Annotated in this window: 14 protein-coding genes and 1 tRNA gene; 11 read left to right on the forward strand and 4 right to left on the reverse strand. The window is 61.9% G+C overall.

What is annotated here, in order from left to right:
- The first annotated feature begins 134 nt into the window (after nucleotides 1-134).
- Nucleotides 135-1,469 (forward strand): amidase, encoded by a 1,335-nt coding sequence (locus ABIE33_RS07700; RefSeq protein WP_429123565.1) that lies wholly within the window; start codon nucleotides 135-137, stop codon nucleotides 1,467-1,469.
- Nucleotides 1,470-2,051: 582 nt separating this feature from the next.
- Here ABIE33_RS07700 and ABIE33_RS07705 read toward each other — a convergent pair.
- A complete protein-coding gene (locus ABIE33_RS07705; RefSeq protein WP_429123567.1) occupies nucleotides 2,052-2,213 on the reverse strand; it encodes a hypothetical protein in 162 nt (53 codons plus the stop codon).
- A 258-nt stretch (nucleotides 2,214-2,471) separates the two neighbouring features.
- Between ABIE33_RS07705 and ABIE33_RS07710 the strand changes: the two genes are divergently transcribed.
- From ABIE33_RS07710 to ABIE33_RS07720, 3 genes are all read left to right on the forward strand, one after another.
- Complete coding sequence (locus tag ABIE33_RS07710) at nucleotides 2,472-2,981, forward strand: hypothetical protein (RefSeq protein ID WP_429123570.1); 510 nt, start codon at nucleotides 2,472-2,474, stop codon at nucleotides 2,979-2,981.
- Between the two features lie 285 nt (nucleotides 2,982-3,266).
- Nucleotides 3,267-4,397: a DUF937 domain-containing protein gene (locus ABIE33_RS07715; RefSeq protein WP_429123573.1), complete on the forward strand. Its 1,131-nt coding sequence runs from the start codon at nucleotides 3,267-3,269 to the stop codon at nucleotides 4,395-4,397.
- Between the two features lie 87 nt (nucleotides 4,398-4,484).
- Nucleotides 4,485-4,982, forward strand: a complete 498-nt coding sequence (locus ABIE33_RS07720) for a hypothetical protein (RefSeq protein ID WP_429123576.1) — start codon at nucleotides 4,485-4,487, stop codon at nucleotides 4,980-4,982.
- A gap of 354 nt (nucleotides 4,983-5,336) precedes the next feature.
- Here the strand turns inward: ABIE33_RS07720 and ABIE33_RS07725 are convergent, their stop codons facing one another.
- The gene (locus ABIE33_RS07725; RefSeq protein ID WP_429123579.1) at nucleotides 5,337-6,521 is read right to left on the reverse strand and encodes a hypothetical protein; all 1,185 of its coding nucleotides are present in this window, start codon (nucleotides 6,519-6,521) and stop codon (nucleotides 5,337-5,339) included.
- A gap of 454 nt (nucleotides 6,522-6,975) precedes the next feature.
- A tRNA-Ser gene (locus ABIE33_RS07730) sits at nucleotides 6,976-7,065 on the reverse strand.
- A gap of 301 nt (nucleotides 7,066-7,366) precedes the next feature.
- On the opposite strand from ABIE33_RS07730, the gene rplU reads away from it, so the two are divergent.
- The 4 genes from rplU (at nucleotide 7,367) to ABIE33_RS07750 (ending at nucleotide 9,385) form a co-directional block, all read left to right on the forward strand.
- Nucleotides 7,367-7,738 carry a 50S ribosomal protein L21 gene (gene rplU, locus ABIE33_RS07735; protein ID WP_025425118.1) on the forward strand — a complete coding sequence of 124 codons (372 nt, stop codon included), beginning with the start codon at nucleotides 7,367-7,369 and terminating at the stop codon, nucleotides 7,736-7,738.
- 33 nt (nucleotides 7,739-7,771) lie between these two features.
- The gene (gene rpmA, locus ABIE33_RS07740; RefSeq protein ID WP_025425119.1) at nucleotides 7,772-8,041 is read left to right on the forward strand and encodes a 50S ribosomal protein L27; all 270 of its coding nucleotides are present in this window, start codon (nucleotides 7,772-7,774) and stop codon (nucleotides 8,039-8,041) included.
- A gap of 130 nt (nucleotides 8,042-8,171) precedes the next feature.
- Nucleotides 8,172-8,804, forward strand: coding sequence for a GNAT family N-acetyltransferase (locus ABIE33_RS07745; protein ID WP_429123584.1), 633 nt, complete (start codon nucleotides 8,172-8,174; stop codon nucleotides 8,802-8,804).
- Nucleotides 8,801-9,385: a GNAT family N-acetyltransferase gene (locus ABIE33_RS07750; RefSeq protein ID WP_429123587.1), complete on the forward strand. Its 585-nt coding sequence runs from the start codon at nucleotides 8,801-8,803 to the stop codon at nucleotides 9,383-9,385. Before ABIE33_RS07745 ends, ABIE33_RS07750 begins: the two co-directional genes overlap by 4 nt.
- A gap of 44 nt (nucleotides 9,386-9,429) precedes the next feature.
- On the opposite strand, the gene ABIE33_RS07755 is transcribed toward ABIE33_RS07750, so the two are convergent.
- Nucleotides 9,430-10,290, reverse strand: coding sequence for an endonuclease/exonuclease/phosphatase family protein (locus tag ABIE33_RS07755; RefSeq protein WP_429123589.1), 861 nt, complete (start codon nucleotides 10,288-10,290; stop codon nucleotides 9,430-9,432).
- 85 nt (nucleotides 10,291-10,375) lie between these two features.
- Here ABIE33_RS07755 and obgE point away from each other — a divergent pair, with 85 nt between their 5' ends.
- The 3 genes from obgE to ABIE33_RS07770 are packed head-to-tail and all read left to right on the forward strand — an operon-like array spanning nucleotide 10,376 to nucleotide 13,830.
- Nucleotides 10,376-11,386 (forward strand): GTPase ObgE, encoded by a 1,011-nt coding sequence (obgE, locus tag ABIE33_RS07760; RefSeq protein ID WP_429123592.1) that lies wholly within the window; start codon nucleotides 10,376-10,378, stop codon nucleotides 11,384-11,386.
- Nucleotide 11,387: 1 nt separating this feature from the next.
- Nucleotides 11,388-12,557, forward strand: coding sequence for a glutamate 5-kinase (proB, locus tag ABIE33_RS07765; protein ID WP_429123595.1), 1,170 nt, complete (start codon nucleotides 11,388-11,390; stop codon nucleotides 12,555-12,557).
- A complete protein-coding gene (locus ABIE33_RS07770) occupies nucleotides 12,550-13,830 on the forward strand; it encodes a glutamate-5-semialdehyde dehydrogenase (RefSeq protein WP_429123597.1) in 1,281 nt (426 codons plus the stop codon). The genes proB and ABIE33_RS07770 overlap by 8 nt, the downstream gene beginning before the upstream one ends.
- Nucleotides 13,831-13,847 lie beyond the last annotated feature (17 nt).

Here is a 13,847-nt window from a genome sequence, read left to right on the forward strand (position 1 = left end):
CGGATCCGCCCTCATGGCATTTGCCGAAAGCCCTGCTATGAAGATTGTCGTCCGTGACCGTTACATCCTCCGTGTCGGGTAATGGACGAAAGGCCTCACCGTCCGGCACCATCAGATATCGCAGGTTCCTCATCGTGTCCCAATCGAACACTTCCGTACGCGATCATCTCGAACAGATCCTGGCGAGGCTCGATGCCCGACGGGACAGTGAAAAAGCCTATGTCAAACTCTACGCCGAGAGTGCACGCGCCGAGGCCGATGCCGCCGATCGCCGCCGGCAGACCGGCGCCACGCTCGGGCCGCTCGACGGCAAGATCGTTTCGATCAAGGATCTCTTCGACGTTGCCGGAGAACCGACGCTCGCCGGCTCGATCATCAAGCGCACGGCACCCGCGCCGCGACAGGACGCCGTTGTCGTTGAGCGTTTGCGCGCCGCTGGCGCCGTGATCGTCGGCAAGACCCACATGACCGAATTCGCCTTCACCGCGGTCGGCCTTAATCCCCATTATCCGGTGCCCGGCAACGCCACAGATGAAAGCCTGATCCCCGGCGGCTCGTCCTCGGGCGCGGCCGTGTCGGCGGCGGAGGGGACCTGCGACATCGCCATCGGCTCCGACACCGGCGGTTCGGTGCGCATCCCGGCGGCGCTGAACGGTCTTGTCGGCTTCAAGCCGACCGCCAGCCGTGTGTCCCTGGTCGGCGCCTTCCCGCTGGCCCCGAGCCTCGATTCGATCGGGCCGCTCGCCCACACGGTCAGCGACTGCGCAGCCGCCGATGCCGTCATGGCCGGCGAGCCGGTAACAGCCGTTGTGCCCCGGCCGATTTCCGGCCTGCGGATCGGCGTGCCACGCGGCGAGCTTCTGTCCGGCCTGTCTACCGAAATTGCGGGAGCGTTTGCGGCCAACCTCGAGCGCCTCACGGTTGCCGGTGCCGACCTTGTCGATTGTAACATCGACGATCTGATCGACCGCTTGAGGCAAGCGACCGCGATCGGCTCGATCGCCGGCCTGGAAGCAAGCCGGCTGCATGCCGACTGGCTTTCGGATCAGGACGCACCGGTCGATGTCAGGGTTTCGTCGACGCTCAGACGTCGCATGCTCACGCCGCAATCGGCGCTCGACGCGCTGCTGGAGACCAGAGCAGGCTTGGCACGTGCCATGGACGAACGGCTCTCCGCCTACGATCTCATCGTCTTGCCGACGACGCCGATCGCCGCAGTGTCGATCGCCTCCGTTGAGGCGGACAAAGCGGAATATGATCGTGTCGAAGGATTGCTCTTGCGCAATTGCCAGGTCGCAAACCAGTTCGACCTCACCGCTATCACCCTGCCGATGCCGGAGCTGACCCGCCCGGCGGGACTGATGCTATTGGGCAGAAACGGAACGGACAGGGCAGTGTTGGCAATCGCCGCTTGCGTGGAAGCGCTGTTGCAGCCTCTGCAAGCGCCGCCCCCACTCGCGGTCTCGTAGGCCGGGCATTGTCGAAGCCGTTGTGCCGAAACCAGGCTCCGCCGGACAGCGCGCAAACACCAAACAGCTGGCCGCCAAAATCATGCGAGCCAACGGCGTCAGGCCTGAATGATGCCGAGAAGTGCAAAGTTATCTGCCGGTGCGAACCGCACCCGTATGGCGACTTTGCGTTCCATCTTGCTCACCGGCCGATGGGAGTGCCTACCGAGAACAGCAAACCATTCGAAGAATCGAATGCCAAACTCATTTGCCCGCGGTCATCAGCGGCGTCTGAAGAGACGCCCATGTGGTCACTTGGAACGTCGAGTCATCCGCACAATAAGCGCAATAATGCCGCCAAAAAGGAGAAACATCATAAGCCAGTGCCAGACGGAAATCGTCATCATTGCCCCCAGGTGATTTGCAACTCCCGGCAAGCTACGTCACCCGCTGTAATTGTGCAACTCCTGGCAATTTGAACCGTCGGCCCAACCCGCATGGTGATCGCCGACGCTATCTCAATGTTGTCGAACAACGGCATAGGGACGGCAATTCGCGGCCGGAGGCAAAACGTTCAACCGATGCGGGCCACGCCGTCGCCGTTCAGTGCATCGTTTCGCCGGAAACCTCGTCGCGAAGGATACGGAACGCATCTTCGAGTGCTGCGACCAGCACATTGGTCAGCTCTTCGCCGTCGTTGTTCGTGAGGAAGAGAGCAACGGCCGAATCCTGCGGATCGGTATAGTGCTCGACATCGTTTGACATATCATCGTCCTTTGTTCGCCGTGTCACATCCCGGCTGTTGGCGCGATGGTATAAAGGCCGACTTGTGCAAAGCTGGACGGACAGAGCGGTGCATGACGCTCTGGTCGCGACTTGCGCCAACGCGTCCCGACCGCCTTCCGCTTCATTCAGGCCCGGCCTTTCGAACAGGCCGCGCGACATGGCGTCACCGCCCCTTTTTGCTCGCCCTCGCCCGCTCGGCGCGCTAGAGGACGCAGGAGATGAACGTCGGAACTGAAAATGTCGAAGAAGCCGAAGCGCGATAACGCCCACTACGAGCAGCGATTGAAGGCGGAGTTCCCGGACATCTACGGCGATGTGCTCGCGGGCAGGATCTCCTCCCTGCGCAAGGCTCTCGTCATCGCCGGCCTGAAACCGCAGCGGACCCGCTTGGAGAAACTCAAGAATTCCTGGGCAAAAGCCACGCCCGGCGAGCGCGACGGTTTCCTGACCTGGCTGGCGATATCAGGCGTCCTGCCTGTCGTCGCTCCAGTTTCGACCACGGCCGCCGTGCCTTATCCCATACCCGCAGGTGCCCCCATCGCCAGCGGACGTTATCTGCTTCCTTCCACGATCACCCGGATCAAAGCGATCATGGCAAAGCATCGACAGAAGCCCGATGATGTCATGCGCGAGATGGGTTTTTTGTCCGATGGACAGTCCCTCGCCCGGGCACTTGCCAAAAACGCAAGCCTGAGGCTCGCGGTGATTGCCGGGCTGGAGGCGTGGCTGCGCACGCATGAAGACTGACTGCGGTTTCGCAGCCTACTCATGGATTTGAACCTCGGTGGGCTGATGCCTGCCAAGGCGCGGGCACGCCGAGACCGGCGCCGCACCCTTGTTTCCGAAGGTTGCCAAGAACTGGCGCAATACACCCACAGGTGCTAATATTTTTGCGCCTAGGGTTCCTGGCGAACAAATCTCGCCGTCGATATTCAGATAAACGCGAATTGCTTGCAGCCAATTGCCGCGCCACCGAGCCCCGCTCGATGAGCAGAGTCGTTTTTCGACGACATCAACGTGGAGGAAAAGCCAATGGCCAGCAATCTTGTTTCCTACTTCGCGCAGATGCTTACCCCTGACATGATCGCACGCATCGCCTCGGCCCTCGGCCTGGATAGCAGCAAGGTGCAGAACGCTGCCGCCGCCGCCGTGCCGGCGGTGCTCGCGGGCCTGAGCGGCATTGCCGCGCAACCGGGCGGCGCGCAAAGGATCGCCGACACCGCCAGACAACAGAGCGGATCACTCGACAATCTCATGGGAATGCTGGCGGGTGGCGACCAGGCATCGCTTGCCCAGAACGGGTCACAGATCATTTCGTCGCTGTTTGGAGCCAAGGACAGCAGTGCGCTGGCAAATGCCATAGGCGGGGTTTCCGGCATGGATCAGAGGGCGAGCGGCTCTCTGCTTGCAACGCTTGCTCCCCTTGTCATGGGCGGTCTCGCCCAGCAGAGTGGAGGGGACCTGAGCGCCAACGGCATCGCTGGATTGCTCGCCAGCCAGAAGGACAATATTGCCGCCGCATTGCCGTCGGGCGTCAGAGACTTGCTCGGCGGCACCGGCCTGCTCGGCTCGTTTGGCGCGTCCGCTCAAACCGCCGCGGCCTCCGCCGGTCAGGCCGCCACCCAGGCGGCCAGCCAGGCCGCGCGCGGCGCTGCCGCCTCTGCCTCTGCAGTCAGCGGTGCCGGCCAGCGCGCAGCGGCGGCCGCCGCGCCGGCCTCGTCGCGCAACTGGCTTTATTGGGTGATTGCTGCCCTGGTGCTTGCAGGCGTGCTTTTCTACCTGTTCGGCAGGCAGAACGAGCCGGTCGCACCCCAGGCCGGAACGGCGGAACAGAGCTTGACGGTTGGCGGGCTCGATGTCGGCCAGCAGGTCAAGGATGGCATGGCCAGCCTGCAGACAACGCTGACCGGTATCACCGATGCCGCCTCCGCCACGGCCGCCTTGCCGAAGCTCGAAGAGGTCTCCGGCCAACTCGACAAGGTCAGCGGCGTCGCCGGGCAACTCTCAGCCGAGCAGAAAGCAGCCCTTACAGCCCTGATCACGCCGATGATGCCGACGCTCAATGGGTTGTTCGACAAGGTCCTGGCCATTCCCGGCGTTTCGGAAATCCTCAAGCCCACGATCGATCCGCTGAAGACGAAGCTGACGGCCCTGTCGACCTGATGTCTCAGGAGACGAGCGGCACCCGGCGCGCCGCGTGGATCGGCAACAGCGGTCACGAACACAAAATCGAACGAAGGAGGGTCAGCCATGGCTGACAAATCGACATTCACCGCAGATGAATGGACGCTGCTTTTGGAAAGCGTGATGATGGCGGGCATTGCCGTAACCGCGGCGGAGCCGAGCGGCCTGTGGGGCATGCTGAAGGAGGGCCTCGCCAACAGCAGCGCCCTTCTGCAGGCAAAAACCGATGCCGCTGCAAATCCGCTTGTCAAAGCGCTCGTCGGCGACTTCGAAACCTCGGAAGGGCGAACAACTGCGCGCGACGGCCTGCAGGCGAAACTGAAAGGGTCCAAACCTGAGGACATGAAAGCCAGATGCATCGAAACCCTGCAGCAGGCCCGAACGGTCGTCGAGACCAAGGCGCCGGACGCCGCCGGCGCCTTCGCCGCATGGCTGTACCAGATCAGCCAGCGCGTAGCGGAAGCTGCCAAGGAAGGTGGATTCATGGGTTTCGGCGGCGTCGCCGTCAGCGACGCGGAGAAGGCGACCTTGTCGGAAGTATCGGCAGCTTTGAAAGTCGCTTAGCGCAGCGCTGCCGCACCACTGGTACGAGACGCACCTTCAAACCGGCCTTTGACGCCACTGCGAAATTCGCAATGTCGTCTTTGGCCCGTTTGACGAACCGCTATCGATGGCAACTATCGCGGCAACGAGACGCCATGGTGGAGAGGTCAGCTACCCGCCGAGTGGCAGGCAGCTCATTTGTTCCCGTATCGCCGTACCTCAATCTCCATTCATGGAAAGGCAACGGGATGAGCCGGCCTAGCACCGGAATGCTCAGCCGAAGCGAGACGATGAATGTGCCTATCGTGGCTTGCTGCGAATTAGAACGTCTCTGGCGTTATGTTGCCGGGGATCTCATTAAGGGGCCTTCCGCAATCAGGTGCCACAAATCTCTGAATTGACGAGGACTTCGCCGATAGGGGCGCTGGCCTCTGTAGAATAAACGCCTCGTATATTGAGATCGAATGCCATCATTTGCTTGAATTGATCGGCCTGGCACCATCTGTTCTTCATATACGCTTTCCAGCCGTCATTCGAAGGCATCGTCGCGAACGTGTAGTAATAGGTAAAGGTGCCGTCCTTATAGTCCGCGCCATTCAAGGTGGTCACCTCATCCAGCCTCGTCGGTCCCTTTATGGCGTTGGCAGCGTCCTGCATCGTCTTGTCGAATTGCAATCGCCATTGGTCGCAAAGCGCTGGATTGACCTTCAACTCGGCAAGCTGTTGCCCCTCCTGCGAGACGTATTTTCCTTCAACCGTCGCGCCCACATCCGTCATGAACTTGAAATCCAGCGACTTGCACCACCGGTTCATCATCACGTCCTGCCAATTTCTGGAAAAATTGGCATTCTTGTCCGAAATCTCGTAGACGTAGCGAAATGTCTCCTTGTCGATCTCGACGGCCTTCAACGTCGTGATTCCATCAAGTTTCGCCGGCACGGAGACGGCTTTCACCGTTTCCTTCAGAAATGCCTCCAGGCCGAAATTCTGCACTTCATACCGGGTCAGCTTTTTTTGCAGCAACGCATCGTTCTGCGCAGTCTCGTTTGCCTGATTGGCCTGCCCTTCCACCCACCGGTTCAAGCCTCCCCCAGCTCCTATCAGGCCGAAACCCAGAACGACCAACACGATGCTTCTTGCAGTGCGCACGGGGCTTGGCTTCCGCTGTTCCTGTGGCGGCGCGAACAGCAGCACCAGGTTCGCGACCGGGATGAAGGACAGGAACCATCTGTCCCGTGTGCCGAAGGCATCTCGCGAGCGAGCTGCAGCGCAGATGCCCGTGAAAATGCCAATCGGAATGAGAGACCCAATGATGAGGGCGACGATAACTGTGAGGTAGTCATTCTTTACGGCGTCGTGAAGACCAAGAACAAAGAGTGAGGTCATTCCGGTGAACAGGAAAGACAGACCCATCGTCAGGAAATACGCTGCCCGGCCCAGCTTGAATGCGTGCCCGGTGAAGGCCAAGCCAACCACGGCCGAGCCAAACAGGACGCCCCAAGATAACAGGAGGGAACCAAACTTCCCGAACTGAAGAATTTGATAGGCCCAGGCTTCCATGAGATCCCCTCTCCTGCCGATTGCGGGACCACTACCATGGCGTGAACAAAAGGGGAACTAACAATCGCTCTCTTCGACAAAAAACGTTGTAATTATCAACATCTGCAACCACTGCCAACGCGCTGAGCATCATGGGCAAGTGATCTGCATTGATGCCATGGACAAAAGCCGATCTTCAAGCTCGTGGCTGGCCTTTCCGCTTGTGCCGATTGTCCGATTGGAATGAAAGGCCGCCATCGTAGCCTGACGCCCTCATCTCCGCGTCAAAAGACAATCTCCCGGAAACAGAAATCGAGAAGCTGAAGCGCCCCCAACGATTTTGCCGCCTACATCCGAGGATCAGCTCGATGTGGCTGTCTCGTTTTGTAGAGACGGGGGAAATCTTCCGGGCCGGCAGCCGCAAATTGCGGCTGACCCGCGACTTCATACAGTTGTGAAGTAGAAAGAAAGGATATGGCGGAGAGGGTGGGATTTGAACCCACGATACCCTTGCAGGTATGCCGCATTTCGAGTGCGGTGCATTCGACCACTCTGCCACCTCTCCGCATAGTCGGTCGGCGCTTGTTCGGCGCGGTCGGGTTCATAGCGGCAGATTCGGGTGCTGGCAAGTGCCTCCGTAAAGAATATCCAATGCGGCGAGTGCGTTCTTCTTGACAGGCGAGAGCGTTTCCCGTAATTCGCGCAATGAAGTGGTGTGGCTTGCCCTCACCGCAGCGGGTGTGATTTGCGCCCATTCACCGGCAGGGCCTCAGGAATGATCCCGGAACCCTGCTCAAAATGTCGACTGACAAAAAGACGGCCTTGCCCAAGGGCAAAGAGCCGGCCCGAACATGAAAGGATAAAGAATGTTCGCAGTCATCAAGACCGGCGGTAAGCAGTACCGCGTGGCAGCCAACGACGTCGTAACCATCGAAAAGCTGGAAGGCGTAGCAGGCGACAAGATTGAATTCACCGAGATCCTGATGGTCGGCGTCGGCGCCGATGCAACCATCGGCGCTCCGTTTGTCGAAGGTGCTGTCGTCAGCGCTGAAGTCGTTGAACAGGGTCGCGCCAAGAAGGTCATCGCCTTCAAGAAGCGTCGCCGCCAGAACTCCAAGCGCTCGCGCGGTCACCGCCAGCACCAGACGACCGTCCGCATCCTGGACATCGCTGCTGCCGGTGGCAAGGCAAAGAAGGCTTCCAAGAAGTCTGAAGCCGCCGCTGAAGCTGCAAACTGAGTTTTGGGATCGAAGGTTTAAAGGAGAACACCAATGGCACACAAAAAAGCTGGCGGTTCGTCGCGCAACGGTCGCGATTCTGAGTCCAAGCGCCTTGGCGTGAAGAAGTTCGGCGGCGAGAAGGTCATCGCCGGCAACATCATTCTGCGTCAGCGCGGCACCAAGTGGCATCCGGGCGCCAATGTCGGCCTCGGCAAGGACCATACGATTTTTGCGCTTACGGCGGGTAACGTGGACTTCCGTACGAAGGCCAATGGCCGCGTGTACGTGTCTGTAATGCCGAAAGCGGAAGCAGCGGAATAAGCCGGTAGCGCTCTAAAACAGCCGGCGTCTCATCGACCCGGCTGGCGCACCTGATGGTTCCAAGCCAGACCTAAAAGGGGAGATGGGGCAATACCCAACTCCCCTTTTTCTCGTTTCTGGAGGACGAACCATGCAAACCGAATTGTTGAGGGAAGACCAATCACGGTCTCCCGAACAAAGGCTGAGGCCCCAACGGTCAAGGACCGATTGCCCGATATTGTTGTCACCCAGGCTCGTTCTGCGCGCGCCCCATGAAGACGATATCGACGCCCTTGCCCATCTTGCCAACAATGCCAATGTCGCCACCATGGTCTCGCGCATGCCGCACCCGTATACGACGGCCGATGCCGCCGATTTCGTGCGACGCGCCAAAACCGGCACGATTGGCAAGTGCGTCTATGCGATTACCAAAGCGGATAATGGCGCATTTCTCGGTTGCTGCGGTGTCGAACCGCATCCCGATGGCAAGACGGCGGAACTGGGCTACTGGCTGGGCGAGCCCTATTGGAACCAGGGCTATGCCACAGAGGCTGCCCAGGCCCTGACCGACATGGCCTTCCGCACCCGCGACATCGACCAGATCGATGCGCGCTGCCGGGTCATGAACCTCGCCTCCCGCCGGGTCATTCAGAAGTGCGGTTTCCAATTCCAGGGAAGCGGCATGGTCGGCAGTCTGGCGCTCGGCGGATCGATCTCCGTCGAATGGTACCGGCTCGACCGCAAGACCTGGGTTTCCTTAAGAAGCTGGGGAGGCATGCGATGAACGCGCTCACCTCAGAGCGGTCGCGCACCGTCGTCCGCCCCGGCCCCGGCCCCTGCCCGGTCATCGAGACCAGGCGGTTGGTGCTTCGCCCCCATCGGCTAGGCGACGCCGAGGCGATCGCCCAGTCGTTGGGCGATTTCCAGGTGGCGCGCATGCTCGCGCGCGTACCCGCCCCTTATGACCAGCAGGATGCGCTCGATTGGCTGGCGAGCCAGACCTCGGGGCTGACCCCGGACTGGACGCTGGCGATCACCACCGGTGACGACGTGCATATCGGCTGCATCGGCATCGAGCTTAGGCACGGCCAATGGCATGTCGGCTATTGGCTGAACCGGTTCTACTGGGGCAAGGGTCTGGCGAGCGAAGCCGCCTATGCGGCGATTGAGCGGTTCTTCCGGCGCATGCCGGAAACGACCTTGCATTCCGGCGTCTTCGCCGACAATCCGGGATCGCTCAAGGTCCAGGAAAAGCTCGGCTTCCAGATCACCGGATGCAGCCAGGTCTATGCGCTCGCCCGCAATGCCATGGTCGCGCATATCGAAACCCGGCTGAGCGCGGCGGATCTGCGCCGGCCACATTGAAAAAGAAGCTCCCCCCGCGAAGCATGCCTTCGCGGGGGCTTTCATCATTCGAGTTTGAAGCCGATTGGAAGATGATCGGACCCCTTGGCGTCATAATCGGTCCAACCGTCCTTCAGCCGTGGCACCAGGCCGGCGCTGATGAAGCAGTAGTCGAGATGCATGCGCCGTTGAGGATCTTCAGGGTGAATCCAGCTATAGCTTTCCGGCGTCAACCGACCGAGATGGGCGAGTGCATCCACTGCGTTTTCTACCCGGAGCGAGCGTCCGTAATAGGCGTCGCGTGAGCCCACCATCGCGCAATACTCAGGCGTTTCCGGCTCCATGTTGAAATCGCCCATGACGACGAAATCTTCGGGATGCGGCGGCTCGGCAAAGCCGAAATCGTCAGCACCGGTGATGCCGCCGCCTTCGAGCGGATAGCCAAGTAGCCGCTCCTTGAGGAAGCGGATCTGGGCGATGCGCTCGGCGGGAAGGACATGGTCGAGATGCACGGAATAGACGCGCAGCGGACCGGACGGCGTGGCGATCAACGCTTCGGTGGCACCACGCTGCAGGTTCATCGGGCTGATGGTCCGGGTGCGGGGAAGCGAGATCAACCGCGTCGACAGGATCGGCCAGCGCGAGAGGATCATGTTGCCGAACTGGAAGCGCCGGCTGACGGCGCGGCCATCTTCGACAGAAGAGCCGATATCGATGTCGCAAGGGGCATGAAAGGCAGAGAAATGACCGGGGAAAAGCGCCTCGAAACAGGCGACCAGATCGACGTGGCCGTTGCGGTGAAAACCGCGCGTCACTTCCTGCAGCGCGATGATGTCGGCGCCGTCGAGCGACGCGGCGATGCGTTCGGGGTCAAACTGGCCGTCAAGCCCGATGCCGTATTGGATGTTGTAGCTGGCAAAACGCACGATATTCTTTGACCTCCGGATGAACCGCCTATATCGATGGCGGCAAAATACGACCGCGCAAATACACCGAACAGATGGCAGTCCAATGAAATTTCTCGACGAAACGAAAGTCTACATACGCTCCGGCGACGGCGGCGCAGGCGCCGTGTCGTTCCGTCGCGAAAAGTTCATCGAATTCGGCGGGCCGGACGGCGGCGACGGCGGTCGCGGCGGCGACGTCTGGGTCGAAGCGGTCAACGGCCTCAACACCCTGATTGACTTCCGTTATCAGCAGCACTTCAAAGCCAAGACCGGCACGCACGGCATGGGCCGCAACCGTACGGGCGCCGGCGGCGCCGACGTAACGCTCAAGGTTCCGGTCGGCACCCAGATCTTCGAGGAAGACAGCGAGACACTGATCGTCGACATGGTCGCCGAGGGCCAGCGCTACAGGCTGGCCGCCGGCGGCAATGGCGGCTTCGGCAACGCCCATTTCAAGTCCGCCACCAATCAGGCGCCGAGCTGGGCCAATCCCGGTCTTGAAGGCGAGGAGAAGACCGTCTGGCTGCGGCTGAAGCTGATTGCCGACGCCGGCCTCGTCGGACTGCCCAATGCCGGCAAGTCGACCTTCCTTGCCGCCTGCACCCGGGCACGACCGAAGATCGCCAATTACCCCTTCACCACGCTGCATCCGAACCTCGGCGTCGCCACCATCGACGGTAACGAGTTCATCATTGCCGATATTCCCGGCCTGATCGAAGGCGCGCATGAAGGCGTTGGTATCGGCGACCGTTTCCTCGGCCACGTCGAGCGCACCCGCGTGCTGCTTCACCTCGTCTCCGCCCAGGAAGAAGACGTCGCCAAGGCTTACAAGACCGTGAAGCACGAGCTCGAAGCCTATGGCGGCGGGCTCGAAGACAAGCCTGAGATCGTCGCACTGTCGCAGATCGACGTGCTCGACGAGGACGAGCTGAAGGCGAAGGCCAAGGCGCTGGCAAAGGCCTGCGGCGGGCAGCCCCTTCTGCTTTCTGCCGCCACCAGCAAGGGCATGACCGAAGCACTGCGGGCGCTGCGCACCGTCATTGTCGCGGCCAAGTTCGGAGAAGAGACCGCCTGACATGACGAAGACCCGCAAGCCGCTTCAAAAGTATCGCCGGGTCGTCATCAAGATCGGGTCGGCCCTGTTGGTCGACCGCGCGACCGGGCTGAAAAAGGCCTGGCTCGACGCCATGTGCGCCGACATAGCCGCCCTCAGAGCCAAGGGCGTCGACGTTCTCGTCGTCTCCTCCGGCGCCATCGCGCTCGGCCGCACTGTGCTGAAGCTGCCGGCAGGTGCACTGAAGCTCGAGGAAAGCCAGGCGGCTGCCGCCGTCGGCCAGATTGCTCTTGCCCGCGCTTGGTCGGAGAGCCTTTCGACCGACGCCATCGTCGCCGGCCAGGTGTTGCTGACGCTCGGCGACACCGAGGAGCGCCGCCGCTATTTGAATGCCCGCGCCACGATCAACCAGCTCCTGAAGCTCGGCGCCGTGCCGATCATCAACGAGAACGACACGGTCGCGACCACCGAGATCCGCTACGGCGACAACGACCGCCTGGCCGCCCGCGTCGCCACCATGGTCGGCGCCGACCTGCTCGTGCTGCTTTCCGACATCGACGGTCTCTATACGGCGCCGCCGCATCTCGACCCCGACGCCCGTTTCCTCGACACGATCGCCGAGATCACGCCCGAGATCGAAGCGATGGCAGGCGGTGCCGCCTCCGAACTGTCGCGCGGCGGCATGCGCACCAAGATCGACGCCGGCAAGATCGCAACCACCGCCGGCTGCGCCATGATCATCGCCTCGGGCAAACCTGATCATCCGCTGGCGGCCATCGAAGAGGGCGCTCGTTCGTCCTGGTTTGCGCCATCGGGCGCACCGGTGACTGCGCGCAAGACCTGGATCGCCGGGCAGTTGCTGCCGGCCGGCACGCTATCCATCGACGTCGGCGCCGAAGAGGCGTTGCGCTCCGGCAAGAGCCTGCTGCCTGCCGGTGTGCGCGAGGTGAAGGGCACCTTCAGCCGCGGTGATACCATTGCCATTCTCGGCGCATCGGGCCGCGAGATCGCCCGCGGGCTTGCCGGCTACGATGCCGACGAAGCCCGCCAGATCGCCGGCAAAAAATCCGCCGAGATCGCGACGATCCTCGGCTATGCCGGCCGCGCCGCCATGGTGCATCGCGACGATCTGGTGATGACCGGCAAGCGCGCCGACGAGAGGGACGGCCGGAGGGATGAAGTCCATGCTTGACGAAGTGAAGAAGGATGACGTCGAGAGCGTCATGCTGGAGATCGGCCGCCAGGCGAAGGCCGCAAGCCGGCCGCTTGCCGTCGCCACCGCCGAGCGCAAGCATGCAGCTCTGATCGCCATGGCCGAGACCATCGTCAACCGCCGCGACGAGATCCTCACCGCCAATACGATCGATCTTGAAAACGCCCGCCAGTCTGGGGTCGCCGCCTCCCTCATCGACCGCCTGACGCTAACGGAAAGCCGGATCCGCGACATGGCGAACGGCATCCGCGCGATTGCCGAATTGAGGGATCCGGTTGGCGATATCATCGCCGAGTGGGATCGCCCCAATGGCCTGCACATCGAGCGCGTCCGCACGCCGCTCGGCGTCATCGGCGTGATCTACGAGAGCCGCCCGAACGTGACGGCGGACGCCGGCGCGCTGTGCCTGAAGGCTGGCAACGCCGTCATCCTGCGCGGCGGCTCCGACAGCTTCCACTCCTCGCGCGCTATCCATGCCTGCCTCGTCGAGGGTCTGAAGGCCGCCGGCCTGCCCGAGCATGCGATCCAGATGGTGCCGGTCGCCGATCGCGCCGCCGTCGGCGCCATGCTCTCCGGCCTCGGCGGCACCATTGACGTCATTGTTCCACGCGGCGGAAAAAGCCTCGTCGCACGGGTGCAGAACGAAGCGCGCGTACCGGTGTTCGCCCACCTCGAAGGCCTCTGCCACATCTATGTCGATGCGTCGGCCGATCTCGCCATGGCCGAAAAGATCGTCGTCAACGCCAAGATGCGCCGCACCGGCATCTGCGGCGCCGCGGAAACGCTGCTGATCGACAGCAATGCTGCCGACAGGCTGGCAAAGCCGTTGCTTCGAGCGCTGCTCGCAGCCGGCTGCGAAGTGCGGGTATCCAGTGAGCTTGCCAGTGCGGTCGACGGCCTGAAGCCGGCGACCGCCGCGGACTGGTCGACGGAATATCTCGACGCGATCATCTCGGTGCGGCTGGTGGACGGTATCTCCGGCGCGATCGAGCATATCAACACATGGTCGTCGGCGCATACCGAGGCGGTGATCGCTGAGGATCCTGCTGTCGTCGAGCGTTTCTTCGCCGAGATCGATTCCGCCATCCTCCTGCACAATGCCTCCACTCAGTTTGCCGATGGCGGCGAATTTGGCATGGGTGGCGAGATCGGCATTGCCACCGGCAAGATGCATGCCCGCGGCCCCGTCGGCGTCGAGCAGCTGACATCGTTCAAATATCGCGTGCGCGGCGCCGGACAGGTCAGGCCCTGACGTGACATCTCTGGACG

Source organism: Ensifer sp. 4252 (assembly GCF_050434565.1).
Classification (GTDB): domain Bacteria; phylum Pseudomonadota; class Alphaproteobacteria; order Rhizobiales; family Rhizobiaceae; genus Ensifer.